We start from the raw sequence: 24,956 nt of genomic DNA on the forward strand, positions 1-24,956 counted from the left end.
TTCTGGCCATGGGATTCTTTTTCTTCATTATCTGAATCTCACCTGCAAATTTAAGTTAATAAAATCTTCCCCGTTCTCACTATATATTTCTCCAAAACCATGCCTTAAAGTGGATGCCGTTTCATATTTTGTGTTCTTCAATAAGTATTCTTCAAAGTAATTTCTGTTGTATATATGATATGCAAGAACATTGCCTTCCTTTGTAACTACAATGTATCCTCCTGTAGCCTCATCTAAACCGTCCCAAACTGTAGCAGGCTTCATGCCCAATGCTACAGCTGTCAGAAATTTCTTGAACTTATACTTATAAGCATTTACATTACCGTAGTTCATAGGATTTTCACGTTCAAGTTTTGCAACCATATCATCACAATTGCTGATTCCGTCTTTATAAAAGTATAAAAGAGTTTCGGCTATAATTCTATCCATATTGCTGTCAATCAATACTAAATTATCGCTAAAAGTCTGATTATTCATTTTCCAATATTTCAATTGTCCGTTTTTGTCAATTATTTTATTGATACGCCCTCTGACATCCGTGTGATTTTTACCTTCTGATACGATATATATTTCATTTGCTTCACGAACCAAGTCGGGATAACAGTGAATGATTTTATAAATAAAGTTTGTGGTTTTCCCTGCATTTAACAGAGTAGGGGAAGAACCCAATTCTGATTTTATTGAAAACCCTACCGTAGGGCTGTATCCAGTGTTTATATCGATTATTTTAATTGTAATATCACTTTTGTCCGTCGCAGGTGCCGACAGCTTATAACACAAAATTTTATCCATAAAATTCTGCGTTTTTTCTACTGAAAATGCTCCTTTTGAAGCTTTACTGTTAATTTCGTTCAATAGATATTCAGATTCTGTTTCAAATTCTGTTGCCGGCAACTCTTTTACTTTTGATCCGTTAATATATATTGATATTATTTCTCCGGCGGTATATTCTTTAATTTCACCTTTGTTTTCTTCTCTAATTATTCTAATAATAGGAAAATATACATCCTCCAATTTATTCAATTCACTGTCGGCTGCATATATCTTTCCGTCAGCCAAAAGTCTTAACAAAACATATATTTCCGACCATTCTCCTTTATTCCCTGTAAGCATTAACACTACCTCCACGCAAACTCTAATTGTTCATAGTATTCTTTATCTTGAACAGCATCTTCAATTACAACACCTTCTAATTGCTTTTTAATATTTTTCGCAATTGCTTTTATTACAGGAACAGTTACTGAATTTCCAAATTGTTTATAAAGATGAATATCAGCAACAACGAGTTTAAAATCATCTGGGAAACCTTGTAGTCGTGCCCACTCTCTAGGTGTCATTTTCCTAATATATTCTCTATTTATTTTTCCTTTTATATGAGTTACAGGAGTAAAATCAGTTAATCTCTTATCTATTATTAAATTTCTTTCTCTTCCCATTCCTCCACATACAATAGCTCCAGCAATAGAATTTACATCTCTGATTTCATATCCAAAACCATTTCCCTTTGCTTTGTGTCTTTGCTTATGTTTCCTTAAAGATTCAAGATAAACATCAGACAGATAATATTTAGGAGAAGTCTCTTTTTCTTCCATAATATCAGCTATGACTTTAGTATCGTCAGTTTCTTCCGGAAATATAAATTTATTAGGGGATATATCTTCTCTAAATGCAACTATATATATTCTTTCTCTATTTTGTGGAACTCCAAAATCTTTACTATTGATAACTTTGTAAAAAACTCTATAACCCAAATCATTTAATGTTTTTTTAATAATTTTAAATGTTTTACCTCTGTCATGATTTACCAAGTTTTTTACATTTTCACAAAAAACAACTTTAGGTTTATGAAACTCCACTATTCTTGCTACATCGAAAAATAAAGTACCTCTTGTATCTTCAAAACCTTTTTTTTGACCAGCTAACGAAAATGCTTGGCAAGGAAATCCAGCTAATAAAATATCATGGATAGGTATATCAATTTCATCTATTTTTGTTATATCCCCAAAAATTTTAGGTTTTTCTCCAAAATTAGCTATATATGTTTCTTGAGCTTTCTTATCCCATTCGGATACAAAAACTGTTTCTATATCATTACCAAATGCTTGATCAAACCCAAGCCTAATTCCGCCTATTCCTGCAAATAGGTCTATTGATTTAAACATTGTTAATCACCTACAATACTCCACTATATCTTCAACTTTACACTCAAGAACATAACAAATCTTTGCTATAGTTTCTAAATCTATCCTTTTAACCTTGTTATTGCAATAAGAATTAAGTTGCGTCCTTTGAAGATTTGCTTCTTTTTCCAATTTATTTTTGCTAATATTTTTTTTCTTCTAAAACCTAGTCTATTTTAAAAATAATTTTCCCAAAGTTTTGCATAAATTTCTCTCCCTCGTCATTTTAAAAATCGGCATTTCATTTGAATATATTATATCATATTTTAAAAAACTTCTTACAGGTCTAAGATTTAATTCGGATAAATTCTATTTAGTTTTTCTTAATAACAAGGAATGTATATTCCAAATTTCTCTTGATAATTTTTCTATTTTTTATCTCATATAATCTATATCTTTCTTATAAATAACACCAGTTGTATTAGTTGCTTTTGCAATCTGATTAATATTGTTTGTTGCATTTGAAAGTAATCATTGAAGATGTCTAAATAAATTAATCCTCATAATATGTAAGCAAAAAGACCGCAACCTTAAACTACGGTCTAATTTTTTGTCCTCAAGTAAACCACTTGAAACTATTATTTTAATTATTCTTATTAACTTCCAGTACCATTTGAGCCCCAATAGTCATTTTTTATTCTCTTTATAGCTTGTAATCAAGCCATTTTAGAAAATTTTGCGACTACTCCCATTCTTCTTTTCCAAATATACGATTTATCCCAACACATTCAAAATACTAGATTCTATTTTTTAGAGTATCACCAAATCCATCTAATTATAGGACATTTTCAAATTTTTAGTCACGTCCCAGTCCCAGTACCGGAGAATTATAATTTGTAGATCTGTAATTATTAAATCTATCATATAGTTTTTTTGGTTTGAAATCATTTTCTATTTTTTTAAAAAAAATTGTCCCATTTTCCTTTAATATTGAAACAGGTTCAAAATCATTGTTTTTCAATAGTAATTTTTCGTATTTTTTATTTAAAGATATTTATTTCTTGCTTATATTAAATGCATTAGGCTCAAACGTAAATATTTCATCATGTAAATGTCAACCGAAAATGGACCCGGAGTTATTATCGAAAAGTGGTTCACAAATACTAAACTAATTGACCACGTTTTTAATTTGATTTTGAATGCATTTAAATTCAAATGGATTCAGATGTATTTTCCTATAAGCTTACGTGCTCTTCCATATTGTTTTTTATTCTTTTAAAAATATCCAAATGAATTTCGTGAGTAAAATTTTCCATTAAAATTTCATAGCTATCATCAAAAAATCTTTTTATGCTTTTTTTAGCACCCATATCTGCCATTATGTATATGATATAAATCCCTTGTAAAATCGCTTTGGTAACCAAAGGATCACCTGCTGAATAGGAAATTATCTGGCTGAAACCAAGATATAGTTCGTCCTTTACAGAATAACTTTGATAAATTATTTTTACATCTTCGTCCTCTTTCAGGATTATAAAATGATTGCCTGTAGATAAGAGTTTCCCAAGCAATGATGACATTTTATTTATACACATTATTGCAGTATTTGGGTCATTTGTGCCAGGGCTTAGGGCCATATTAGCGATTTCGGTTAAGTTTACAATTCCACGGTGATAATCTTCTTCTCTATTATTGTAAGCATTTATTATAAACAATGGACTTAATTTTTCTTTTAATTCTTTTTTATCATTATCATCTAACTTGCATTGGAATATATTTAATTCCCCTACGCTTTCTCCTTTGGTTGTGTATTCACCAATTCTCTTGTTTATAACAAATTCTGCTTTTATGCCATTAAGCTCTTTAAAAATATCATCTGATTTTATTTCAAATAAATAACCTGAGCTCTCAGCTACAATTGATAACTTTGTAGATTCGTCGCCTTCTTCATAATGCTTAGCTTTTTTTCTTAGTTCTACCTCTTTATCAATAAGTTTCTCGCAATCATTAAAAATATTTTCTATAATATTTGATACTTTTAGATTATCAAGAACCTGTCTTGAGAAAGCGATAAAACTTAGCATCGCAATTATGGAATAAGCAATTCCGAAACTTCCAGCGACAACATGTTGGTCTGGAGCAATATCTTGCAATAATAGGATACTGACTACTGAATAGAAAAAACCACTGACAAATATACCATATAAACCAAGAACTCCGGTCCTATCTATGAAACTCTGAAGCATCCTAGGTGATATGCTACTGCTATATTTATTAAGTACAGTGACAATAATTGTAAAACAAAAAGTACTTATAGTCAAAAATATTCCAGATATATTAGAAAGGAAATCTACCGAAACTTCAACCGACAACAATAGTTGTTTAGGAATATAAGATTTAATTGCAATATATTGATGATCAAAAATCCAGGTAACTAAAAGAAGCGACACTGTTAAAATTAAAAATCTTGACATCCTTAAAAAATTCTTATGATTAAAAAACCACAATTTAATTTTTGATAACATACATCAATCCTCCTGTTTAAATATTTTAATTATTGGACTATATTATCATATAATTGATCTTTATCCAATCTGAAATGGTATATTCATCTTTTTGTAATTGAAAAATCCTTTATGATTTTCTTGCTTATTTTCCCTAATCTATCTTCGATTAATCTCTAAAAGAAACTACTCAATTACGCCCAATTATATAATATTTAAAAATAATCTATGAGAAAATATGGTGAAATAGACCAAGTACAGAAATCCGATATGAGGCGTACGCGAGTCACGCCACAATGACGTATATTCGAAACGAGTATATTTGACCGTTTCATCTTCGGTTTACTATTTCCTAAGTATACTTGAAAATTATTACATAATTTTCAATCCCATTTAGCGAATCAGAAAAGCCAACGCTCCTATTCGTCGCGTCGGCTTTTCTTCCCTGCAGAAGGGTTTCCATCCATCTATCTTCGACTTCGTGCTCGATATATGGGGCTGACGTAAAAACATCGCTTGCGATGTCCTCTCGAAAACTCTCGTGAGTTTTCTCGCTTAGTTTTTCGGACTCAGCTTTGCTTCGTCTCGAAAATGACCGATGCAAAAGCATCGGTCACCCTTAGATGGTAGGACTATTACCATTCTTCTTTTCCAAACGTCCGATATATCCCAAACCATTCAAAATACTACATTATATTTTTTAGAGTATCACTAAATCCATATAATTATAAGACATTTTCAAATTTTTAGTCCCGTCCCAGTACCAGATAATATTATTGTTTTGAGCTAAATTCATATTGTATTTTAATTTTGTAGTTTTGGTATATAATTTTTGAATATCTCTAATACTTCTGTTTGTTCCTTATTTCGCAAGATAGAAATAACTGTATTTAAGTAATCATTGTTTTGAAAACCAAGATAATGACCTATTGATTTAGATAATCCCTTTTCATTAAACATTTCTAACACTTTTTTATAATCATTACTTAACAATGCTTCTTTATATGAATTTAATGTATCTTCATAAATATTATCAGTATTAATATTTCCAACAGCATTAGTTAAACTTTCTTTTGTATTAATCTCAGAGATTTCAGCCATTGATAATTCATATTTTATCTGAGATACTACATTTTTCCTAACCTGACTATGGATTTGATTACCAAATCTTTTCTTAATTATATAATTATTAATATCACTAAAAACATCACTAAAATTCTTACCTAAATGATTTGCTAAAAAACTGATCAGTTCTTCTATAACAAATAAATTTTCCACTTCTGAGACCTTTAATGTATAAATATTATCTTTTTCTAATTTATTTATTTCAACCTCTGTCCTAAAGTCGCGGTCAATTATTCCATAAACATTATAATTATGAATATTTTGAGTTAATTTAAAGGATTTTGTTCTCATGATAACCTGCATACAGCTTCCACAAGGAATAATAAAATAATTAGGGTATAAGATAGAGTATAATTGAGTATCAAAACTATTCTCTTCTCCTTCTACAAATAAAATATTTTTACGTGAACCTAAAATGTCGAATAGCAATTTTTCTGGAAGGTCGGATGAAATTATTTTTTCTAAATTCCAATTTTCCCCATCATAATTCTTTATCCATATCTTTTCTGAATTCTTATGTGAAGCAGCAAAATTTGTATCATGTGTTATATAAATAAATAAACAATCTTGACGATAATTCTCTAACTGTTCCCATAAAATATTCATTATTGAGTTGTGAAGATGTAATTCAGGTTCATCTATTATTAAAGTTTTATTATCTGGTACAACCAGAACTTGTGACGCTAAATACAAAACAGCTCTTTCTCCATCACTCATTTGATTTGCAGAATACTTCTTAGTAATTTTGTTTCTTTCATAAGCAAAGAACTTAGAATCTTTAAACAGAAGATTTCTTTGTGGAAATATACTATTCCATATTGCCATTAATTTATCCAAAACTGTAAATGGAGTATTAGGTTTTGAATAATTATTCTTTTCGGCCTTTTTACAATCATCTAAAAATTTCGACGTTTCATTATTATATAGAGCAATTAATGCTGCTAACACTACATCAAAATCATTTAAAAGTTTAGTGGTGTAAGCTTTCCCAAAATCCCATCTAGATCCCTTATCTTTATTTTGAATGTCATATTCATTATCAGTTCCAAAAAAAATTCTATTTTTAGCGTAATTATAATTACTCAGTGGTATATTTTCTTGAAAGTTAAGATTTCTTTGTGCTCCTATTCTATGAACATCTAATGGATCCTGACCTTCAATCCAGGCGCCTAATTTACTTTTCCCACTACCATTTGCCCCTATAATAATTATTGAATTACTATTTGTTGCATGCTCTTTAGATTCACCATTAATTGTAGGTAGTTTATACTTATAACTTTTCAAATTCTTCAACATATTGCTTACCTCTTAAACTTAGCTTCAAATAATACAATCGTTTTAGTTAAATCTAACTTGAAGATTTAACTTAATAAAATGGTTCTATAATAAATGTTAGAGTCTAGATGGATCCCAACATTTATTATAGAACCATTGAAACTACGGTCTAATTTTTTGTCCAAATGTAAACCACTTGGAACTATTATTCAATTTATTCTTTTTTTACAAATGTTCCCATTTTAGTCCCAGTTACAGTTTTTCATCTTCTGTAACCGTTGATTTTACAAAGTTTTTAATTTTTTTGCGACTACTCCCATTCGATTGTAGCTGGGGGTTTTGTTGTTATATCATAAACTATTCTATTTATATGGTCTACTTCGTTTACTATTCTTACTGAAATTTTATCTAGTACTTCATAGGGGATTCTTACCCAGTCTGCTGTCATAAAGTCTGATGTTTTCACTGCTCTTAGGGCTAGTGTATAGTCATAGGTTCTGTAATCTCCCATTACTCCTACCGATTTATTATCTGTTAGAACTGCAAAGTATTGGCTTATTTCTTCTCTATCCATGGATTTTTCTAATTCTTCTCTAAAGATTTTATCTGCATCTCTTAGGATATCTAATTTTTCTTTTGTTATTTCTCCCATTATTCTTATGGCTAGTCCTGGTCCTGGGAATGGTTGTCTATCTACTAAATAATCTGCAAGTCCTAGTTCTCTTCCTAGTTTTCTTACTTCGTCTTTGAAAAGCATTCTAAGTGGTTCTATTAGTTCTTTAAAGTCTACTACATCAGGTAGTCCTCCCACATTATGATGAGATTTTATTACTGCTCCTCCAAGTCCTGATTCTATTACGTCAGGATAAATTGTTCCTTGTGCCAAGAAGTCTACAGATTTTATTTTTCTTCCTTCTTCTTCAAAGACTCTTATAAATTCTTCCCCAATTATTTTTCTTTTTCTTTCTGGGTCTGTTACTGTCTTTAATCTATTTAAAAATCTTTCTTCTGCATCTATTCTTATAAATTTCATGCCTGAGTTTTTAAAGGCTTCTTCTACTTCGTCCCCTTCATTTTTTCTCATAAGTCCATGATCTACAAAGATACATGTCAGATTTTCCCCTATTGCTTTTGATACTAAAGCTGCTGTTACTGATGAGTCTACTCCTCCTGATAGAGCTAGAAGAACTTTACCTTTTCCTACTTTTTTTCTTATGTCTTCTATTGCTATTTTGGCATAATTTTTCATAGTCCAATTTTGTTCTTCGTGGCATATGTTTAATAGGAAATTTTTAAGCATTTCTTTTCCATGTATTGTATGATTTACTTCTGGATGAAATTGAAATCCGTATAGATTTTTACTTGTGTTTTCCATTGCTGCTACTGGACAATTTTTTGATTCTGCTATTATTTCAAATCCTTCAGGTAGTTCTTCTACTCTGTCATTGTGGCTCATCCAAACTGATTCTTCTTCATTTAAGTTTTCAAAAATTACAGATTCTTTTGTAATTATTTTTGTCTTTCCAAATTCTCTTTGACTTGTTCCTATTACCTTTCCGCCTAAGGTATGTGCCATTAGCTGCATTCCATAGCAAAGTCCAAGTATGGGTTTATTTAATTCGAAAATTTCTTTTTCTATTTGAGGGGAATTTTCTTCATATACTGATGAAGGCCCTCCTGTGAATATTATTCCTTTTACTTTTTCATCTTTTGCTTTTTCTAATGCATTTTTGTAGGAAATTACTTCGCAATATATATTTAATTCACGTACTCTTCTTGCAATAAGTTCTTTATATTGACCTCCAAAGTCAACTACTAAAATCATGTGCATTCCCTCCCAAATTATTTATTTTATTTTATAATAAATCTCTTAAAATTACCACTACTGTATTTAGCAAAAAATTTAGGGAAGCTATAAACTTCCCTAATAATTGAGTTATTTATTTATCATAAAGTATCAAAATTAAAATCAACCTTATCATACTTTACTGGTTCCTTTTCTTCTTCCTTAGAAATAATGTCTTTTACCTTCATCAATCTTGTTATATTAGCTCTTTCACTTTCATCAAGTTTAGCTCTTATATATTTTATAGTGTCTTTTAGATCAGGTATAGTTTTATATTCTAGTGCATTTACTCTACGCCTTGTTTTTTCAATTTCATCAGCCATAAGTTGTGAGGCTTTTTCTTTTTGGGCGAGTAAAAGGAGCCTATCCATTACTGTTTTTAATTTATCTATGGCACTATCAAGGTCTGATGTTGTCATTATATAACCATATGGATATTTTCTAGCATGTTGTGAGGTTTTCTCCACAATGAATTCCATCTTAGGAATCTCTACACTCATAACATTTTCTTTTGAGATTTTTACCATAGTTTTTATTGAGGGTAATACTATGGATTCCTCAAGCATTTCTGGACTCATAAGGGCTGAAGCCATAAGAAAATCTGAAAAACAATCGTGTAGTTCTTTTTCCACCTCAACTCTTAATTTTTTATTTTCTTTTATTAAATCAATAAACTGTCTCATAAGCTCATCTTGTTTATCTTTTAAAAGTTTATGGCCTCTTGTTGCTGTTAAGAGTCTTTTTTTAAGAGTTGTTTGAGTCATTCTTGTGGGATTAACTTTTAATATAGTCATATTATCCGCCTACTTTTTTCTTTTTTCCTTGTCATTTGATTATTGCAAATCACATGGACTCTTGTTTTTTCTTTATTCTTATTCTTCTTCTTTTAAGTCCTCTTCTTTTTCACCTAAATATTTTTCAATTAACTTATCGTCAATTCTCTTTAGTTCTCCTCTCGGAATTATATCTAATAATTTCCAACCTAGGTCTAGGGTTTCTTCTATATTTCTGTTTGTTTCAAAGCCTTGAGATACATAATTTTTTTCAAATTCATCTGCAAATTTTGCAAAAGCCTTGTCTGATTTTGTAAGGGCAGTTTCTCCTAAAATTGCAGAAAGTTCCTTAGCAGATTTACCTGAAGTGTATGCTGCATAAATTTGATTCATCGTATCTGCATGGTCTTCTCTTGTTTTTCCTTGACCTATTCCCTTGTCCTTAAGTCTTGATAGGGATGGAATTACATTTATAGGAGGTTCTAAACCTTGTTTATATAATTCTTGAGATAAAATAATTTGACCTTCTGTTATATATCCTGTTAAGTCTGGTATTGGGTGAGTTATATCTCCCTCAGGCATTGTTAAGATTGGAATTTGTGTTATTGAGCCTTTGCGCCCCTTAATTCTTCCAGCTCTTTCATAAAGTCCTGCCAAATCGGTATATAAATATCCTGGATATCCACGTCGACCTGGTACTTCTTTTCTTGCTGCAGAAACTTCTCTTAAAGCTTCTGCATAATTAGTCATATCAGTCATAAGAACTAAAACGTGCATATCTAATTCAAATGCCAAATATTCAGCACAGGTTAGAGCCATTTTTGGAGTGGCTAATCTTTCAATTGCGGGGTCATCAGCTAGGTTCATAAATAATACAGACCTATCTATTGCTCCTGTTTTTGTCAAGTCATCAATAAAATATTGAGCTTCTTCAAAAGTTATTCCCATAGCTGTAAATACTACAGCAAAATTACCACCACTTAATACTTTTGCTTGTCTTGCAATCTGAGCTGCAAGTTGGTTGTGGGGAAGACCTGCTAGTGAAAATATAGGAAGTTTTTGTCCACGCACTAGGGTATTTAACCCATCAATAGATGAAATTCCTGTTTGAATAAATTCTTCCGGATAATCACGGCTTACAGGATTTATTGGAGTTCCATTTATATCTATTTTTTTCTTAGCTATAATTTTTGGACCGTTATCTATAGGATTTCCTAGACCGTCAAAAACACGTCCTATCATATCAGGACTTACGCCAAGCTCAAGTGGTTTTCCTAAAAATCTAACTTTGGTTCTTGTAAGATTTATTCCGCTGGAGCCTTCAAAAATTTGTACCATTGCCTTGTCCTCATCAATTTCAATTACACGGCCACGTCTTTTTTCTCCAGTTTGTAATTCTATATCTACTAATTCTTCGTAGTTAACTCCCCCAACGCCTTCAACAACCATTAGAGGTCCCACAACTTCAGCTATTGAGTTATATTCCTTAAGCATCTTCTTCGGTACCTCCTCTTTCTAATGATTTCATTTCTTTTGCTATTTCCTCTTGCAAAGAATCTATATTTGAAATATTTTCTTCAGCTATATATTTCATTCTTGCTATCTTATCAATGACAGGAGATTGTTCAATCTCTTTTAGATAAGCTCCTTTTTCTAAAGCTTTTAATCCTGCATCATAGAATTTTAATATAGTATCAAGCATTTTATATTGTTTATTTAATGAGCAGTAGGTATCAATATCATTGAAGGCATTTTGTTGCAAAAAGTCCTCACGCAAAGATTTTGTGATGTCGAGCTTTAGTTGGTCCCCATCTGATAAAGTATCTCTACCAACTAATCTTACTATTTCAAGAAGTGATGATTCTTCTTGCAAAAGTCCTATTGCTCTTCTCCTATGCTTTGAAAAATTCTTATCTATGTTTTCATCTAAATATTTATCTACCTTATCTTGATATAAGGAGTAAGAATCAATCCAATTTATCGCTGGGAAGTGACGTTGATATGAAAGGTCATAATCAAGTTTCCAGAATATTTTTACAATACGCAAAGTGTTTTGAGTTACTGGTTCTGAAATATCTCCTCCAGGAGGTGATACTGCACCTATAACTGATAAGGCTCCTTCCCTTTCATCAGTTCCTAAACACCTTACACGTCCTGCCCTTTCATAAAATTGTGCAATTCTTGATGATAAATAGGCTGGATAACCTTCATCACCAGGCATTTCTTCCAAACGTCCACTCATTTCACGAAGAGCTTCTGCCCAACGTGATGTAGAATCTGCCATCATTGCTACTGAATATCCCATATCTCTAAAATATTCAGAAATTGTTATTCCCGTATAAATACTTGCTTCACGGGCTGCAACAGGCATATTTGATGTGTTGGCGATTAAAACTGTTCTTTTCATTATAGATTCCCCTGTTTTTTGGTCAATCAATTCAGGAAATTCCATAAGTACATCTGTCATTTCATTACCACGTTCGCCACATCCTACATAAACTACAACTTGAGCATCTGCCCATTTTGCAAGTTGATGTTGTACTACAGTTTTACCACTTCCAAAGGGACCTGGTATAGCTGCAGTTCCTCCCTTTGTAATCGGGAAAAATGTATCTATTACTCTTTGTCCTGTAATTAAAGGAGCCCTAGGATCAATTTTTTCTTTGTAAGGTCTGCCTCTTCTTACTGGCCAGCGTTGAATCATATTTAATTCTTTATCTCCATTTTCAGTTTCTAAAATTGCTATAGTATCAGCAACTGTGAAAATGCCTGATTTAATTTCTTTTACCTTACCTTTTACTCCATAAGGAACCATGATTTTGTGGGTTATTACTGAAGTTTCCTCAACTGTACCCAAGATATCACCAGCACCTAATATATCTCCAACTTTAGCTTGAGGTTTAAATTCCCACTTTTTTTCTCTATCTAGATGTTCAAAAGTTCCCCCTCTTACTAAGAAATCACCATTTGAATTTTTCAAAGCTTCAAGAGGTCTTTGAATACCATCAAACATCTGCTCTAAAAGTCCGGGGCCTAATTCTACTGATAAAGGAGAACCTATTGATACAACTTCATCTCCCGGCCCAATTCCTGTAGTTTCTTCATAAACTTGAATAGAGGCTCTATCTCCTCTCATTTCAATAATTTCACCAATTAATTTATCTTTAGAAACTTCCACTACGTCATAAACATTGGCATCTTTCATACCATCTGCTACGACAAGTGGACCAGATACTTTTAATATTTTACCTTTACTTCTCATTGCCCCTCCTTACAATATATTAGCACCAACGGCCTTTTCAACATTTTTATTAAGATTATTAATCCCTATACCTAAAGTACCTTGATTAGAAGGAATTAAAATGATGGCAGGGATAATTTTTTCATCATATCTTTTAATTGTAGCTGGTATTTTAGCTGCAAGCTGTTCTGTAATGAAAATTACTCCATAATCTTTTCGAGAAAGTTTATCCACAATATCTCTTGTTTCTTCTTTTTCATAGGCAATAAAAACATCAATACCTAAAGCCATAAATGCAAGAACAGAATCCTTATCTCCTATAACTGCAATTTTATACATAAGTATCACGTAACCTTTCTCTAATAAATTCACTTGACAAGCCATTTTGTTTAGCTACAAAAATTATTCTTAAATTTCTAAGTTCAATTTCTTTAGCTATAACATGAGCAAAAATAACTTCGGGTCCATAGGTGATTTTTTTTGCATTTTTTATCAAATCGACCATTTCATTATCTACTAAAAGTTCAAAACGAGATAAAGACCTTCCCTTTCCAAAAAATTCAGTTCCCTGTTTTACATATTTATAGATATTTGAATATTTGAAAAGTTTACTATCAGGCTCAATTTTAGTATTTAAGTAGTTATAAAAATTATCCTTATAAATATTTCCACCATCAATTAAAATGTCTGTCAAAAACTCCAAGTCAGCACCTTCAGCATTAGCTCTCATTAAAGACCTTATATTTTTGAAATCTATTGTATCTTTTACATAAGAATAAAATATGTCTTCATCTGCCTCATCTGCAAGTTTCAAAAGAGATTTAAAATAGCATCTATCGAGGTATATATCAATATCTGATGGTCTTTTTGTTTTTTCATATAGTCTTATAGTTTCTTTAACTTCTCTTAAGTATTCATTTTTAGATGAGGTGTTTTCTTGTAAAAGTTTTCTCAATCCAAAAATGTCAAGATTACCCAAAGGTACATAAAGATGAGATAAATCCTCTTTTTTTACATATTCTTTTGCCATCACCTTTAAATTATGGTAATAATATTTTACGACAGTAAAATCTATAGGTATGTTTGAAGGGCTAATCTCATACATTTCTTTATAAAACCTTAAAAGTTCTTGAGAAAGAGCTTTTTCATAATCAGTATCTTTTTCTAACTTTGATATAGAAGTTTGATAAATTGTGTCATTAAGCATCCTCAAAGCATCTTTTAGACTAGGAGCATCTGCTAATCTCAAGAAAAATTGATGGCTAAGTAATCTTTTTTCTAAAACACGAATCCAAGAAGAACTTTGGATAAACTTACTTCTATCCATCTACTCACCTACTTTTTAAAAAGTTCATCTGATATCAAAGGCATAAGGTCCTCTCTCATAGAATCCACTATGCTGGAAAAATCACCATTATAAATCAAATTGCCCTTCTTAACAAGAAAACCACTTTCTATAAATTCTGATGAAATATTTAAATCCAAATCTGCTTCTTTAATATCTTCATAATATTTTTTTGGAATTTTAACTTCATCTTTTGAGGTTAAATTTAAATTTTTTGTCGAAGCCTTTAAATATTTTATAAAATCTTCAGAAGTCAAATCGTTAAGTTCATCTTTTACCAAATTAAGAACTCTCTCAATAATTTCTTCTTTAGCAAGAAGGATAATATCCCTAGCTTTTAAATTAGCTGTAGAATTTGCCTTTTCAATAATTGATTTACTTTCTTCATCTGACTTTGTAAGAATTCTTTTTTTAATTTCTAAAGCCTCTTCGGTCTTTTCGCCTATAATAGCTTCTTTCTTTTTATCTGCTTGGTTTTCTATGTTTTTTGCCCTTTCTTTTGCTTCATCAGTAATTTTTTTAATAATATTATCTATTCCGGGCATAAATACCTCCTAGGCTCTAAATAGTATGAAGAATGCAGTTGCAAAGGCTAGAATTGCATAAAGTTCTACCATTACTGCATAAATTATACCTTTTGTTTGTTGTTCTTCATTCTTTGCTAAAATATTAAGACCTGCAACTGAAACTTTACCTTGAGCTATAGCTGAGCATAGTCCTCCAAGACCAATTACTCCACCAGAAACCATATACATAAAACCACTTTGTGCTGCAAGGTCTGGGCTTATTTTAAAAAGAATAAAAAGTCCAATTACAAAACCATAAAGTCCTTGAGTACCAGGTAACAACTGAAGCACAAGAGATTTACCGAATTTTTCCGGTTCTTCAATTACAATTCCTGCTGCTGCTTCACCTGCAAGACCAACTCCAATAGCTGAACCTACTCCAGCTAATGCTACTGCCAAAAAAACTCCCAAAGATGCCAGGCAAAGACCTGGGTATTGTGTAAATAATTCTTTCATATTCTCCTCCTAATTAGTCTATATTAAAATATTTTGAATCTTCTACCATTTTTTTGAAGGGGACTCCTCCACCTTCATAAAATTTGTTAAACATTTCTACATATGTCAATCTTGCTGTATGAACATAAGCTGATAAGTAGCATAAAAAACAATTAAATGCTTGAAATACTAAAAATATTACTATTGCAAATAATTTTCCTATTATAGAACTTCCAAAAAGCATACCGGCAATCATATTTACTGCAAGACCTATAAATGAACCACTTAAAACAAGTGCCATAAGTCTTAAATATGAAACAAAATCTCCTATATAAGAGCTTATTCCATAAAGAGCATAAACTCCCCATCCAAACTTTGCTAGGGTTGTTTTTTCGCTCCTACCTCCTGTAAGAACTATTCCTACCATTGCAATAATCATCGCATAAAACAAAATTTTTACAACAATTGGATTCATGGATACTGCTTTTGATAGGCCATATCCAATTGCTCCAATAAGTGCCATATACCATAAGCCTACATCATAAAAAGCATCTTTTGGTTTATTGTCACGAATATCCATATATGCTTTTATGCCAAGTGCAAAAAATATATGAACTCCTCCTAAAAGCAAAGATAACATAAGCATTTCCATAATATCTTCTGCTGGATTTATAAGTGTTGGTAGAGGAATAATTCCTCCGAAAAATGAGCCAAATACCAATCCAAATATCATAGCCGAAATACTTAGATAATTAAAGAAAGTCATAAATCTTTTTGTAGCTTTATCGAGATTAAAAAACCTTAGAGCTAGTAAACTTCCAATAAATACTAAGAGTCCATATCCTAAATCACCAATCATTATTCCTGCAAATATAAAATAAAATGGTGCAAAAAAAGGTGTTGGATCTATTTCATTGTATTTTGGCATTGAATACATTTCTGTAAGCATCTCAAAAGGACCAACAAATTTATTATTTTTTAACATAATTGGAACTTCATGGGAATTTCTATCGGCTTCTTTTTTATATAAATAGTAATCATCACCGCAAATTAATTGTATAGCTTCTTCAAAAGATTTTAAAAATTTACTCGGTACATAGCCCTCTATCAAGTCTAAGTTTTTAGTTCTCAAAAACTTTTCTGATGAAATAACTTTAAGTTTTTCATTGGACTGATATTCGTAATATATTTTAAAATCATCAAGATATTTCAAATAGTTTTTTAATTCTTTATTCAAAGTATCTATAGAATCTAAATTTTGTGATTTTCTTTCACGCAAAGAATTAATGTTTTCATTAATTGTGCCTTTTTCCTTAAAATTAACTAAGGTAAAGCCCATTTTTCTAAAAGCATCAATAACATCCTCATCATCAGATTTATGACAAATAATTAAATAATATGCATAATTCTTATCTGTATGTAGAACATCAAAATAAACTGAATCATTTTCCTTTAAAAGCTCTTCAAAATTTTCCTTATATCTTTGAGGAATTGTCCCCAAATAAATTTTTGAAAATTTTGTTAATTTTAAATCTTCCAAGGGAAGGTCTATTGCCTTATAGGGCAAAAGTTCACTAACCTTATTTAAAATTTCCTGATTCTCGGCTTCTTTTTTTTCAATCTCATCTATTATTGATGAGATTTCCTTATATATTTGCGAAAAGTTAAATTTTCTTGCCCTATTTTTAATTTCCTCATAGGTAAAATGTTTTTTTCCCTCTTTTAAAGCTTCTAGGGCAGGTTTTTTATCTTCTATTTTTTCAAGCCTTTCGATTACATATTTGGATTTATTTAAATAGTCATCTATATCTATAAGCTCCTCTGATCTTGAAACTGCACTTAAATCTTCTTTTGAAAAGTCATTTCCCGAATCAACCAGATGTACATATTTAAACTTTTGTAATTCCTTTAAAAGGCTTTCCCTTTTCTCCTTAAAGGCTAGAAGATAAAATTTACTCATATCAACTATTGCCATTCTATCACGACCTTTTCTACAATCGATTTCACAACTTTTTTCAAAGAGCCCTCATCAACGTTTTTTATTTTTTCTGCTTCTTTTTTAGCATTTTCAACAATAGGGGTTGAGTCCTCTTTTCCTTTTTGTAAAGCTTCTTGTCTTTTTGAACTAGCTTCTTCCTTTGCTTTTTCAATTGTAGTTTTATATATTTCTTCCGCCTCAATTTCTGCATTTTCAACAACTTTTTTAGCATTCTTTTTAGCTTTTTCAACAATCAAAGAAGCCTCCTCTTCAGCTTTTTTAACTTGAGAAATTGCATCAACTGACATAAAATCACCCCCAAATCTATAATAGATTTTATAAATCTATTATATCATCAATCTAGATAAAGTTTTAGTGTTTTTCAATAATTTTCTTTTAGTTATTAATCACATTAGACAATTATAATTTAAGTGGTTATAATATTAATAAGGAGGAGCATATGAAAAAGTTTTTTATTATTTTAATTATCATTTCAACCCTGGTTGCCTGTGGCAAAAATCAAAATACTACAGAAAATCAAAACGATAAAAATAAAACCAATGTAAAGGAATCAACGCAAATTTCTGTTCCTGAATCTAAAAAATTAACTTTTAATGAATTTAATTTTGATACTATAGATATTGATGGCAATAGAATAAAATCTAGTGATTTTTACAAGGATTCAAAAATAAATGCTTTAATTATTTGGGCTACTTATGGTAATGACTGTAAGGATACTCTTGTAAGTATAAATAATCTTTCTAAAAATTATGATGAAAAAGATTTAAAAGTTTCGGCTTTTATTCTTGACACTTCCGCTGATACATCAACAAATATAGAAGAAGCTCAAAATATAATTAAAGAAAATAATTTGAATTTTAAAAATCTTTTGCCAAATCCAACAACAGAAGATGCTTTAAAAACTGTAGAAAAAATTCCTTTACTCCTAATAATGGATTCACAAGGAAAAATTTTAAATGCTTATGAGGGAAACTTATCTCAAGAAGTTATGCAAAAGATTATTGATGACCATTTAAAAAAATAAACAAAAAATCTGAGAGGATGATAAATTTTATCTTCTCAGATTTTTTTATTATAAAATTTATATATTTAGTTATTTCCTGATAATTTTTTATATCTTTCTATATTTGAATCATTTAAAAATTCATAGGCTGAATTAATTTTTTGGAATTTTTCAGTAGCCCCTTCTTCCTTATTTATATCCGGATGGTATTTTTTTGCCATCTTTCTATATTGAAGCTTAACTTCATATTTATCTGCACTGTAATTTACTCCTAAGGTGTCACAGGCATCCTCATATTGCTTTTTAAAATTTAGACCCATACTCGGTCCGTAGGAATTATCTCTATAATTTCCTTGGTTTTCTCCATAATTACCATAATTATATGAGCCTGACTGAGCATTTCTAAAAAAGTCTTCAAAATCATCAAAAGTTGTCCAGGTAAATCCTCCAGTGAAATTTTCAAACCTTCTGTTCCATTCCTCTTCCTCTTGTTTTCTTCTCTCTTCTTCTCTTTTTAACCTTTCTTTTTCAAGGTTATCAATGTATTCTCTTGAGTAAGATGAAAAATCCTTATGACCATAATTTTTGCCAAGTAAATAATAATCAGCCCTAGCATAAAAATATTCAGTTGCCACATAATGCAGATATTTTAAATAAGATAGGGAAATTTTACCTAAAAATGGTACTATAACTATAAGTACAATTAAAGTAAAAAGAAAAGGATTAAGTATTACCCCATATAAAAAATAAGGATTAAAAATAAAAACTAAAAATAGGCAACCACCCATTGAAATAAGAAGACCGATGGCATGTCTTATAGTTGAAAATATATCTACAAGAAAATTCACTAGGCTTATAACAATTTTCAAAAATACGTCAATTATAGTGCCTAGTCCCTTATAAAAATATCCTTTAATCTTCATAGTCTTTCCACCTTTTCCTATAATCTTCCATAAATTCCTCATCTTCTATCTCTAAATCATAATTTCTAGCCAAAAATTCCAAATGATGAGTAAATTCATGAAAAAGAACATGACGTAATTTATCTTTTAAATCTTCCCTGTCTAAATATCCATACATTAAATAAACTGAACCGTAAAATATGGTTATAGATAAACCTAAAATAGACCTTTCATATTGTCCTAAAATAAGAAGGTCTTCATTATGGGATTCGGGATGATATTTCACCTCTTCAGACAAAGTTATACCCCCGTTCAAATGCTCAAAGGCATAAGAAGGTAGCTCCTCGCATATTTCATCTAAAAGTTCATTTACTTCGTCAATTCTCTCTAAAGAAACCATAAATACCTCATTTCTATTTTTATTATACAGAAAATTTTTAAAATAAAAAAGTTTTTCACTAAAATTTCCTATTCCTTAGAAACTATTTGTGTAAATGTCGTATATGATTTTTAAAATTTATATTTGATAATGTTCACTTCTAGTTTGACAAAAGATTTCACGTATCATATAATCCTTCTCATAAGGAGTGATTATATGAAAAGATTAAAAAGTATTTTTTTTGTTGTTTTAAGTTTTCTTATTGTAGCTACAACTACAATACCCATTTATGCTTTTGAGAAAGACATAGTTATTGATAATTCTAAAATCGAGGATGAAACAGTTTTAAGAAATAACAGATACTATTATGTTACAGAAAAAGGTTATCCAAAAACTTATTATAAAGAATTATCTAGTTCCGACCCTAGTTTATCTAATACCATCCAAATATTTTTAGATATTATAATTGCTAAAGCTTATTGGTCAGCAGGTGTGTTTACAACTATTATGCATATAGGTAATTCAATTTATAATTTTAATATGGATGGAGAACTTAAAGTGACAACTGTAGAGCATAATGTTTATAGGGTAGATAGATTAACAGGTGAAAAAATTTATATCCGTGACAAAAGCTATCAAACTATTTTGTTAGAGCTTTTTAGAAGAACAAGTAGTGGGCTTGAATATGTAAGAAGTTACTCCCATACTATTTATTACTAAATTTTATTATGTTAGAAAATTATTCAGCATATATCCATCCTATTGAATTATCCTATATTTTAATCGAATTTCTAGACATTGTTTTAATAAATATAACACTAAGCACAGAAAAACATATATATGAGTTTATAGATAAAAAAACTTATAGAGCTAAATATATAACATATATGTTAATACTTATTCCATCCGCTTTTTATACTTATATAAAAGTATATACTAATTTTGACAAAGTCTTCTTACTACCATATCTACTACTTGTATTTTTAATATTTTTATGGTGCAGAAAAACAAAGAAAAATTTAAAAAAATATAGAGATTGTTATAAAGATAAATAAAAAAATACGGTGTTCAAAATTAATTTTGAACACCAGTCATTATTAAAAATATTATAATCTTATATAAGCATAACCTTCATTTTCTAACTTAGCTATTTTTGTGATTACAAGCTTTTCAACTTTTACAAAATTTGGAAGCTCTTCTTCCTTGATATTATTATTTTCTAGGGCAGCCTTACCTATAATAAATTTAACCCTAGGACTATCTATAAGTCCATGAAAATCAATTCCCGAATATTTTTTAAAAATTTCTGCAGCCTTAGACATACATACTATTGCTACTTGAGCATCAGGAATTTCATTTATAATATCCCTTGCATTTGATAAGGTATCTTCCCATTTTTCAACTTCTACAACGTGGAATAAAACTTTCATAATAACACCTCTTTATCAAATTAATTTGTTATCTTATATGTTTTATACCCACCTTAAGCTTATTTATTAAACTTTTTTAGTAAAATTTTAACTTCTTTAACCCTTAAAATTATAAGCATAATGCCATAAATACAAGCCGCAAAAATTATTGCCAATAAAAGAGAGAGATTTGACCCTAATTTTAACTTTAAAATATTAAATACTAAATTTGAACCAGCCGCCATAATTAAAGACGCAAGTAAAATCTTTCCTAAATTTAATAGAAGATTCTTATCGAAAATTTTGCCTATAAGTTTTGTTGAAGAAATTGCAAAAAACCCTCCTCCAACAACAAAAGATATGGTGGTGGCAAGTCCTAAACCTACTATGCCCATAAATTTCGCCAAGACAAAAGATAAGATTATATTTACCCCTACAATTACAAGGGAATTTATGACAGGTCTTTTTGTATCATCAAGAGAATAATAAATTCTTGATAGAATTTCTCTAATCCCTATGGCAAAAACACCAAAGGCATAATATCTCAAAACGTTAGCAATGCTTGTAGCATCATCAAGATTTAGCCTGCCCCTCATAAATAAAAGTTCTACTATCGGAAGGGCAAAAGTAAATAAGCCAAAAGTTGCCGGTATTACTAAAATAGACATAGTTGAGAGAGCATCCCTTGTTGAAATTCTTAGTCCCTTAAAATCTTTAAAGCTTCCATACTTAGCCATCTGCGGATATACTGCAGTAATTATGGAAGTAACAACTATTCCAGTTACAAATGATTGAAGTTTATAGGCATAATTTAATATTGAAATTCCTCCATGAGAAAGTTCTGATGCCAAAGATTTTGAAATCATAAAATTAATTTCTATAGCTGAAGAAGATATCAAAATAGGTAAAATTATCCTAAGAAGTTTTTTTATATCTTCATTTTTAAAATCAATTATCCACTTGTGCTTATAAGACGTTTTTTTGATATATGGAATAAAAATTATATATTGAAAAGTAAAAGCAAGTAAAATCCCTATACCCAAAAACTTTATTCCAAATTTGTAGGTAATTGCCAAAAATAAAATAATTATTAGATTCATTATAATTGCATGGATTACTGAAACTACAAATCTATCATGAATCTGTAAATAAGCCTTATAAATTGAAAATACAGCAGTAGCAGAAACTGATAAAAGTGCAATCCTTGTAACTAGAATTGCTGTATTAAGTTTTGAACCAGTAAAACCTTGAGCCATAAGCTTAACAAGAGGACTTGCAAAAATTATTGCCACAATAGAAATAATAAGAAAAATTATAGCTAAAATATTTGAAAGATTTGCCGTAAATTCATTCGCCTTTTCTTGTCCACTTTTAGCTTTAATGCTATTAAACATTGGTATATAACCATTTGCCACAGCTCCAGAAATTACATTAGTAATCATCATAGGTAAAGAAAAAGCCACCAAAAAAATATCAGCAAGCTCTCCCCTTCCAAAGAAATAAGCTAAAGTTTGTTCTCTAACAAGACCGAAAACCTTAGCAAGTATTGTTATTATCATTAAAATATAAGAAGTTTTCATTTTTTTCACCTAATTAATTCTACCAAAAATATCATATAAAATGAAGAAATAAATAATTTGTTAAAAAAATCCCAATTGGCTAAAGCAATTAGGATTTAACATATTTTTTAATCATTATCTCTTTGCATCAACAATAATTCTTCTTTATTCATTTTATTAATAGCAATAATTGAAGATATTGGACCTAATAAGGTGCCTAAAATTATTACTATTATTAACATTAAAAGCATAAGGAATATATTTGGTCTTAAAAAAGGCATATTCAAAAGTGATGAAAAAGCATTGTTAAATGTTATACTTAATACAAAGGAAACCACAGAACCTATGACTGCCCCTGTTCCATTAATCAGTATGGATTCACTAAGAACTATTTCACTGAGTTTTTTCTTTGTTGCTCCTAATACCCTTATGGTTGCAAATTCTCTTTTCCTTTCCTTAACTGATAAGGTATTTACAAGACTTAAAATAAAGAAAGCTAGTATCCAAATCAAAGCTATCAATATATATACATATACAAGCATATTTTTTGCTGAATCAGAAACTTCTGTCATTATATTTCTTGGCAATAAGGGATAAACTTTTTCTTTTTTAAATTCCTCATTAATAAGTTTTTGAATTTTTTTAGGATCTTTATTTTTTTCAACTTTTACTAAAATAGAAGATATATCATCTTTTTTTGCCACTGGATGATTAATAATCTTTTCATATTCCTTAGCTAATCTATGAGTTTCTTCTATTGTCATAAAAACTGAATTGTCAAAACCCATGCCGGTTTTTGCTAACCTACCTCTTATCTCAAATTCTTGATTGAAAAATTTAACCTTATGATTAATAGTCCCCACAATATTAGCACCTACAACAACTTGTCCAGCTTTAATTGGAGATTTGATCTGTTTTTCAAGCCATGGTTTAACGCTAAAGTCATCAGAAAAGTCAATTCCTATAACTTGAATGGGAAAAGAGCAACATCCAGCAGAAAGTGTAGCTAGATAAACTTGACCACAAGCCTTTTCAACTCCCGGTATTTTTTTTACTCTATTTAATATATCCTTATCAAAAAAGAATGTATTAGGTTCTCCCCTTAATATTGCGCCTGTAATTTTGGAATCATAACCTTCTGGAACTACTATAATGTCTGCTCCCATCCTATCTGATAGAGATTTCATGCCGTTTTTAAGAGAAAAAATTATAAATGATGACATGAATAATATAAAAGTTAAAATTCCCACAAGAAAAATTAAGGTAATTGACCTTGTCTTTTTATTTTCTATATTCTTTTTTGCTAAATTAACTGTGTATAAATCTTTCATTATTTTGCATCAGCAAGAGCATTGTTGCAAGCTTCTATAAATTGCTTGTAGGTTTCTGTTGCCCCCGAAATAACGTCCACTCCTTCAGGACTTCCTTTTTCCACTAATCTATCTGGGTATGACTTTGCAAGATTTATAGCTTGTTGGGCTATCTTATATAGTCCTTCATTTTGGCTTTGACCATAAGATTCATCCTTTTCTTTTCCATCTCCATCAATGTTTTGCATTGTGCAAGATTCAATCTTATTGTCTTTAACACTTATATCCACCTTTACAAGTCCGCCTCTTTCATCTTTGGCAGATTCTCCTTGATATGTGCCGTCTTTATAGCTTACGCTTGGAGCTTCTTCTTTTTTATCTCCTCCACAAGCAACTAGGACAAGCCCCAAAGATAAAATTATTAATACATTTAAAATTTTTCTCATATAAACTCCTTAAGTTTTTCGTCTTTTATTGTAGAATCAAGAACAGGTCTTTTTCTTTTCATTTTTTCTTCTTTTGTAATCTTACCATGTTCAAGAGTTATCATTCTTTCAGATTCTTCACCGACTTCAGGGTCGTGAGTTACAACAATAATTGTTGAACCTGCATTGTGAAGTTTTTCAAATATGTCAAGAACTATATATTCATTCTTTTCATCCAAATTTCCCGTAGGTTCATCAGCTAAAAGTATAGCAGGATGATTAATAAGAGCTCTAGCTATACATACTCTTTGTTGTTCCCCACCTGATAATTGGTTGGGTAAGTGCTTGGCTCTTTCAGCAAGACCTACTGCAGCCAAAGCTTCCATTGCTTCTTGTGCATCTGGCATAGAATGATAGTATTGTGACATCATTACATTTTCCAACGCACTTAAATAATTAACTAAATGAAATTGTTGGAAAATAAGTCCTATCTTATCCCTTCTAATAACTGTTAATTCCTTAGGTGATTTTTTTGCTATATCTTCCCCATCCAAAATAACTTCGCCAAATGAAGGTTTATCCATGGCACCGATAATATTCATCATTGTTGTTTTACCAGAACCTGATGGACCCATTATAGAAATCCATTCACCCTTTTCTACACTTAAATTAATTTTGTCAAGGGCTTTAAGTTCACCATAAATTTTTGAAACATCTACAAGTTTTAATATATCCATAAA

General features: G+C 30.2%; 24 protein-coding genes and 1 pseudogene. 2 read left to right on the forward strand and 23 right to left on the reverse strand.

Annotated features, from left to right (window positions below; all coding sequences use genetic code 11):
- Positions 1 to 27 precede the first annotated feature (27 nt).
- The 16 genes and pseudogenes from HMPREF9131_RS00745 to HMPREF9131_RS00815 all read right to left on the reverse strand — a co-directional run bounded on the left by HMPREF9131_RS00745 (position 28) and on the right by HMPREF9131_RS00815 (position 17,516).
- Positions 28 to 1,113 (reverse strand): HpaII family restriction endonuclease, encoded by a 1,086-nt coding sequence (locus HMPREF9131_RS00745; RefSeq protein ID WP_009344824.1) that lies wholly within the window; start codon positions 1,111 to 1,113, stop codon positions 28 to 30.
- 5 nt (positions 1,114 to 1,118) lie between these two features.
- Positions 1,119 to 2,162 (reverse strand): DNA cytosine methyltransferase, encoded by a 1,044-nt coding sequence (locus tag HMPREF9131_RS00750; RefSeq protein WP_009344831.1) that lies wholly within the window; start codon positions 2,160 to 2,162, stop codon positions 1,119 to 1,121.
- Between the two features lie 6 nt (positions 2,163 to 2,168).
- On the reverse strand, positions 2,169 to 2,312 hold the full coding sequence (locus HMPREF9131_RS08170) for a helix-turn-helix transcriptional regulator (RefSeq protein WP_009344829.1): 144 nt from the start codon (positions 2,310 to 2,312) through the stop codon (positions 2,169 to 2,171).
- Between the two features lie 177 nt (positions 2,313 to 2,489).
- Positions 2,490 to 2,669: pseudogene (mobC, locus tag HMPREF9131_RS08175) on the reverse strand (plasmid mobilization relaxosome protein MobC); the annotation flags it as partial.
- Positions 2,670 to 3,355: 686 nt separating this feature from the next.
- A complete protein-coding gene (locus tag HMPREF9131_RS00755) occupies positions 3,356 to 4,645 on the reverse strand; it encodes a DUF2254 domain-containing protein (RefSeq protein ID WP_036744019.1) in 1,290 nt (429 codons plus the stop codon).
- A gap of 783 nt (positions 4,646 to 5,428) precedes the next feature.
- Positions 5,429 to 7,045, reverse strand: coding sequence for a DUF4435 domain-containing protein (locus HMPREF9131_RS00765; protein WP_009344810.1), 1,617 nt, complete (start codon positions 7,043 to 7,045; stop codon positions 5,429 to 5,431).
- Between the two features lie 289 nt (positions 7,046 to 7,334).
- Positions 7,335 to 8,849 carry a glutamine-hydrolyzing GMP synthase gene (gene guaA / locus HMPREF9131_RS00770; RefSeq protein WP_009344800.1) on the reverse strand — a complete coding sequence of 505 codons (1,515 nt, stop codon included), beginning with the start codon at positions 8,847 to 8,849 and terminating at the stop codon, positions 7,335 to 7,337.
- Between the two features lie 122 nt (positions 8,850 to 8,971).
- On the reverse strand, positions 8,972 to 9,664 hold the full coding sequence (locus HMPREF9131_RS00775; protein WP_004824194.1) for a V-type ATP synthase subunit D: 693 nt from the start codon (positions 9,662 to 9,664) through the stop codon (positions 8,972 to 8,974).
- A gap of 78 nt (positions 9,665 to 9,742) precedes the next feature.
- The gene (locus tag HMPREF9131_RS00780; protein ID WP_009344852.1) at positions 9,743 to 11,137 is read right to left on the reverse strand and encodes a V-type ATP synthase subunit B; all 1,395 of its coding nucleotides are present in this window, start codon (positions 11,135 to 11,137) and stop codon (positions 9,743 to 9,745) included.
- Positions 11,130 to 12,905 carry a V-type ATP synthase subunit A gene (locus HMPREF9131_RS00785; RefSeq protein WP_009344846.1) on the reverse strand — a complete coding sequence of 592 codons (1,776 nt, stop codon included), beginning with the start codon at positions 12,903 to 12,905 and terminating at the stop codon, positions 11,130 to 11,132. Before HMPREF9131_RS00785 ends, HMPREF9131_RS00780 begins: the two co-directional genes overlap by 8 nt.
- Before the next feature lie 9 nt (positions 12,906 to 12,914).
- Positions 12,915 to 13,223, reverse strand: coding sequence for a V-type ATP synthase subunit F (locus HMPREF9131_RS00790; RefSeq protein ID WP_004824224.1), 309 nt, complete (start codon positions 13,221 to 13,223; stop codon positions 12,915 to 12,917).
- Positions 13,216 to 14,211, reverse strand: coding sequence for a V-type ATP synthase subunit C (locus HMPREF9131_RS00795; RefSeq protein ID WP_009344819.1), 996 nt, complete (start codon positions 14,209 to 14,211; stop codon positions 13,216 to 13,218). Before HMPREF9131_RS00795 ends, HMPREF9131_RS00790 begins: the two co-directional genes overlap by 8 nt.
- 8 nt (positions 14,212 to 14,219) lie before the next feature.
- On the reverse strand, positions 14,220 to 14,774 hold the full coding sequence (locus tag HMPREF9131_RS00800) for a V-type ATP synthase subunit E (RefSeq protein ID WP_009344798.1): 555 nt from the start codon (positions 14,772 to 14,774) through the stop codon (positions 14,220 to 14,222).
- 9 nt (positions 14,775 to 14,783) lie between these two features.
- The gene (locus HMPREF9131_RS00805) at positions 14,784 to 15,251 is read right to left on the reverse strand and encodes a V-type ATP synthase subunit K (protein ID WP_004824197.1); all 468 of its coding nucleotides are present in this window, start codon (positions 15,249 to 15,251) and stop codon (positions 14,784 to 14,786) included.
- A gap of 13 nt (positions 15,252 to 15,264) precedes the next feature.
- Positions 15,265 to 17,205 (reverse strand): V-type ATP synthase subunit I, encoded by a 1,941-nt coding sequence (locus tag HMPREF9131_RS00810; protein ID WP_009344802.1) that lies wholly within the window; start codon positions 17,203 to 17,205, stop codon positions 15,265 to 15,267.
- Complete coding sequence (locus HMPREF9131_RS00815) at positions 17,196 to 17,516, reverse strand: V-type ATPase subunit subunit G family protein (protein WP_009344842.1); 321 nt, start codon at positions 17,514 to 17,516, stop codon at positions 17,196 to 17,198. Before HMPREF9131_RS00815 ends, HMPREF9131_RS00810 begins: the two co-directional genes overlap by 10 nt.
- Positions 17,517 to 17,668: 152 nt before the next feature.
- On the opposite strand from HMPREF9131_RS00815, the gene HMPREF9131_RS00820 reads away from it, so the two are divergent.
- Entirely contained in the window at positions 17,669 to 18,253 is a 585-nt protein-coding gene (locus HMPREF9131_RS00820; protein ID WP_009344816.1) for a redoxin domain-containing protein, read from the forward strand.
- Positions 18,254 to 18,318: 65 nt separating this feature from the next.
- On the opposite strand, the gene HMPREF9131_RS00825 is transcribed toward HMPREF9131_RS00820, so the two are convergent.
- Positions 18,319 to 19,155, reverse strand: coding sequence for a DnaJ domain-containing protein (locus HMPREF9131_RS00825; RefSeq protein WP_009344806.1), 837 nt, complete (start codon positions 19,153 to 19,155; stop codon positions 18,319 to 18,321).
- Positions 19,145 to 19,534 (reverse strand): metallopeptidase family protein, encoded by a 390-nt coding sequence (locus HMPREF9131_RS00830; RefSeq protein WP_004824265.1) that lies wholly within the window; start codon positions 19,532 to 19,534, stop codon positions 19,145 to 19,147. The genes HMPREF9131_RS00825 and HMPREF9131_RS00830 overlap by 11 nt, the downstream gene beginning before the upstream one ends.
- 195 nt (positions 19,535 to 19,729) lie before the next feature.
- Between HMPREF9131_RS00830 and HMPREF9131_RS00835 the strand changes: the two genes are divergently transcribed.
- Complete coding sequence (locus HMPREF9131_RS00835; protein ID WP_009344838.1) at positions 19,730 to 20,233, forward strand: hypothetical protein; 504 nt, start codon at positions 19,730 to 19,732, stop codon at positions 20,231 to 20,233.
- 386 nt (positions 20,234 to 20,619) lie between these two features.
- Here HMPREF9131_RS00835 and HMPREF9131_RS00845 read toward each other — a convergent pair whose 3' ends face one another.
- The 5 genes from HMPREF9131_RS00845 to HMPREF9131_RS00865 all read right to left on the reverse strand — a co-directional run bounded on the left by HMPREF9131_RS00845 (position 20,620) and on the right by HMPREF9131_RS00865 (position 24,953).
- Positions 20,620 to 20,943: a hypothetical protein gene (locus HMPREF9131_RS00845; RefSeq protein ID WP_009344854.1), complete on the reverse strand. Its 324-nt coding sequence runs from the start codon at positions 20,941 to 20,943 to the stop codon at positions 20,620 to 20,622.
- A gap of 59 nt (positions 20,944 to 21,002) precedes the next feature.
- Positions 21,003 to 22,502 carry a murein biosynthesis integral membrane protein MurJ gene (gene murJ, locus HMPREF9131_RS00850; protein ID WP_009344815.1) on the reverse strand — a complete coding sequence of 500 codons (1,500 nt, stop codon included), beginning with the start codon at positions 22,500 to 22,502 and terminating at the stop codon, positions 21,003 to 21,005.
- A 107-nt stretch (positions 22,503 to 22,609) separates the two neighbouring features.
- Positions 22,610 to 23,812 (reverse strand): ABC transporter permease, encoded by a 1,203-nt coding sequence (locus HMPREF9131_RS00855; RefSeq protein ID WP_009344817.1) that lies wholly within the window; start codon positions 23,810 to 23,812, stop codon positions 22,610 to 22,612.
- The gene (locus HMPREF9131_RS00860) at positions 23,812 to 24,237 is read right to left on the reverse strand and encodes an FMN-binding protein (protein WP_009344811.1); all 426 of its coding nucleotides are present in this window, start codon (positions 24,235 to 24,237) and stop codon (positions 23,812 to 23,814) included. Before HMPREF9131_RS00860 ends, HMPREF9131_RS00855 begins: the two co-directional genes overlap by 1 nt.
- Positions 24,234 to 24,953, reverse strand: coding sequence for an ABC transporter ATP-binding protein (locus tag HMPREF9131_RS00865; RefSeq protein WP_004824231.1), 720 nt, complete (start codon positions 24,951 to 24,953; stop codon positions 24,234 to 24,236). Before HMPREF9131_RS00865 ends, HMPREF9131_RS00860 begins: the two co-directional genes overlap by 4 nt.
- Positions 24,954 to 24,956 lie beyond the last annotated feature (3 nt).

It is taken from the genome of Peptoniphilus sp. oral taxon 836 str. F0141 (assembly GCF_000179335.1).
Lineage (GTDB): Bacteria > Bacillota > Clostridia > Tissierellales > Peptoniphilaceae > Peptoniphilus_A > Peptoniphilus_A lacrimalis.

What these genes read in the sequence shown, in the direction of transcription:
- HMPREF9131_RS00810 (WP_009344802.1), bottom strand. Translation starts at nt 17,205, where the DNA reads ATGGCAATAGTTGATATGAGTAAATTTTATCTTCTAGCCTTTAAGGAG.
- HMPREF9131_RS00825 (WP_009344806.1), bottom strand. Translation starts at nt 19,155, where the DNA reads ATGAAGATTAAAGGATATTTTTATAAGGGACTAGGCACTATAATTGAC.
- HMPREF9131_RS00835 (WP_009344838.1), top strand. Translation starts at nt 19,730, where the DNA reads ATGAAAAGATTAAAAAGTATTTTTTTTGTTGTTTTAAGTTTTCTTATT.
- HMPREF9131_RS00830 (WP_004824265.1), bottom strand. Translation starts at nt 19,534, where the DNA reads ATGGTTTCTTTAGAGAGAATTGACGAAGTAAATGAACTTTTAGATGAA.
- HMPREF9131_RS00800 (WP_009344798.1), bottom strand. Translation starts at nt 14,774, where the DNA reads ATGCCCGGAATAGATAATATTATTAAAAAAATTACTGATGAAGCAAAA.
- HMPREF9131_RS00780 (WP_009344852.1), bottom strand. Translation starts at nt 11,137, where the DNA reads ATGCTTAAGGAATATAACTCAATAGCTGAAGTTGTGGGACCTCTAATG.
- HMPREF9131_RS00855 (WP_009344817.1), bottom strand. Translation starts at nt 23,812, where the DNA reads ATGAAAGATTTATACACAGTTAATTTAGCAAAAAAGAATATAGAAAAT.
- HMPREF9131_RS00750 (WP_009344831.1), bottom strand. Translation starts at nt 2,162, where the DNA reads ATGTTTAAATCAATAGACCTATTTGCAGGAATAGGCGGAATTAGGCTT.
- HMPREF9131_RS00785 (WP_009344846.1), bottom strand. Translation starts at nt 12,905, where the DNA reads ATGAGAAGTAAAGGTAAAATATTAAAAGTATCTGGTCCACTTGTCGTA.
- HMPREF9131_RS00860 (WP_009344811.1), bottom strand. Translation starts at nt 24,237, where the DNA reads ATGAGAAAAATTTTAAATGTATTAATAATTTTATCTTTGGGGCTTGTC.
- HMPREF9131_RS00845 (WP_009344854.1), bottom strand. Translation starts at nt 20,943, where the DNA reads ATGAAAGTTTTATTCCACGTTGTAGAAGTTGAAAAATGGGAAGATACC.
- HMPREF9131_RS00755 (WP_036744019.1), bottom strand. Translation starts at nt 4,645, where the DNA reads ATGTTATCAAAAATTAAATTGTGGTTTTTTAATCATAAGAATTTTTTA.
- HMPREF9131_RS00790 (WP_004824224.1), bottom strand. Translation starts at nt 13,223, where the DNA reads ATGTATAAAATTGCAGTTATAGGAGATAAGGATTCTGTTCTTGCATTT.
- HMPREF9131_RS00820 (WP_009344816.1), top strand. Translation starts at nt 17,669, where the DNA reads ATGAAAAAGTTTTTTATTATTTTAATTATCATTTCAACCCTGGTTGCC.
- guaA (WP_009344800.1), bottom strand. Translation starts at nt 8,849, where the DNA reads ATGATTTTAGTAGTTGACTTTGGAGGTCAATATAAAGAACTTATTGCA.
- HMPREF9131_RS00815 (WP_009344842.1), bottom strand. Translation starts at nt 17,516, where the DNA reads ATGTCAGTTGATGCAATTTCTCAAGTTAAAAAAGCTGAAGAGGAGGCT.
- HMPREF9131_RS00865 (WP_004824231.1), bottom strand. Translation starts at nt 24,953, where the DNA reads ATGGATATATTAAAACTTGTAGATGTTTCAAAAATTTATGGTGAACTT.
- HMPREF9131_RS00795 (WP_009344819.1), bottom strand. Translation starts at nt 14,211, where the DNA reads ATGGATAGAAGTAAGTTTATCCAAAGTTCTTCTTGGATTCGTGTTTTA.
- murJ (WP_009344815.1), bottom strand. Translation starts at nt 22,502, where the DNA reads ATGAAAACTTCTTATATTTTAATGATAATAACAATACTTGCTAAGGTT.
- HMPREF9131_RS00775 (WP_004824194.1), bottom strand. Translation starts at nt 9,664, where the DNA reads ATGACTATATTAAAAGTTAATCCCACAAGAATGACTCAAACAACTCTT.
- HMPREF9131_RS00805 (WP_004824197.1), bottom strand. Translation starts at nt 15,251, where the DNA reads ATGAAAGAATTATTTACACAATACCCAGGTCTTTGCCTGGCATCTTTG.
- HMPREF9131_RS00745 (WP_009344824.1), bottom strand. Translation starts at nt 1,113, where the DNA reads ATGCTTACAGGGAATAAAGGAGAATGGTCGGAAATATATGTTTTGTTA.
- HMPREF9131_RS00765 (WP_009344810.1), bottom strand. Translation starts at nt 7,045, where the DNA reads ATGTTGAAGAATTTGAAAAGTTATAAGTATAAACTACCTACAATTAAT.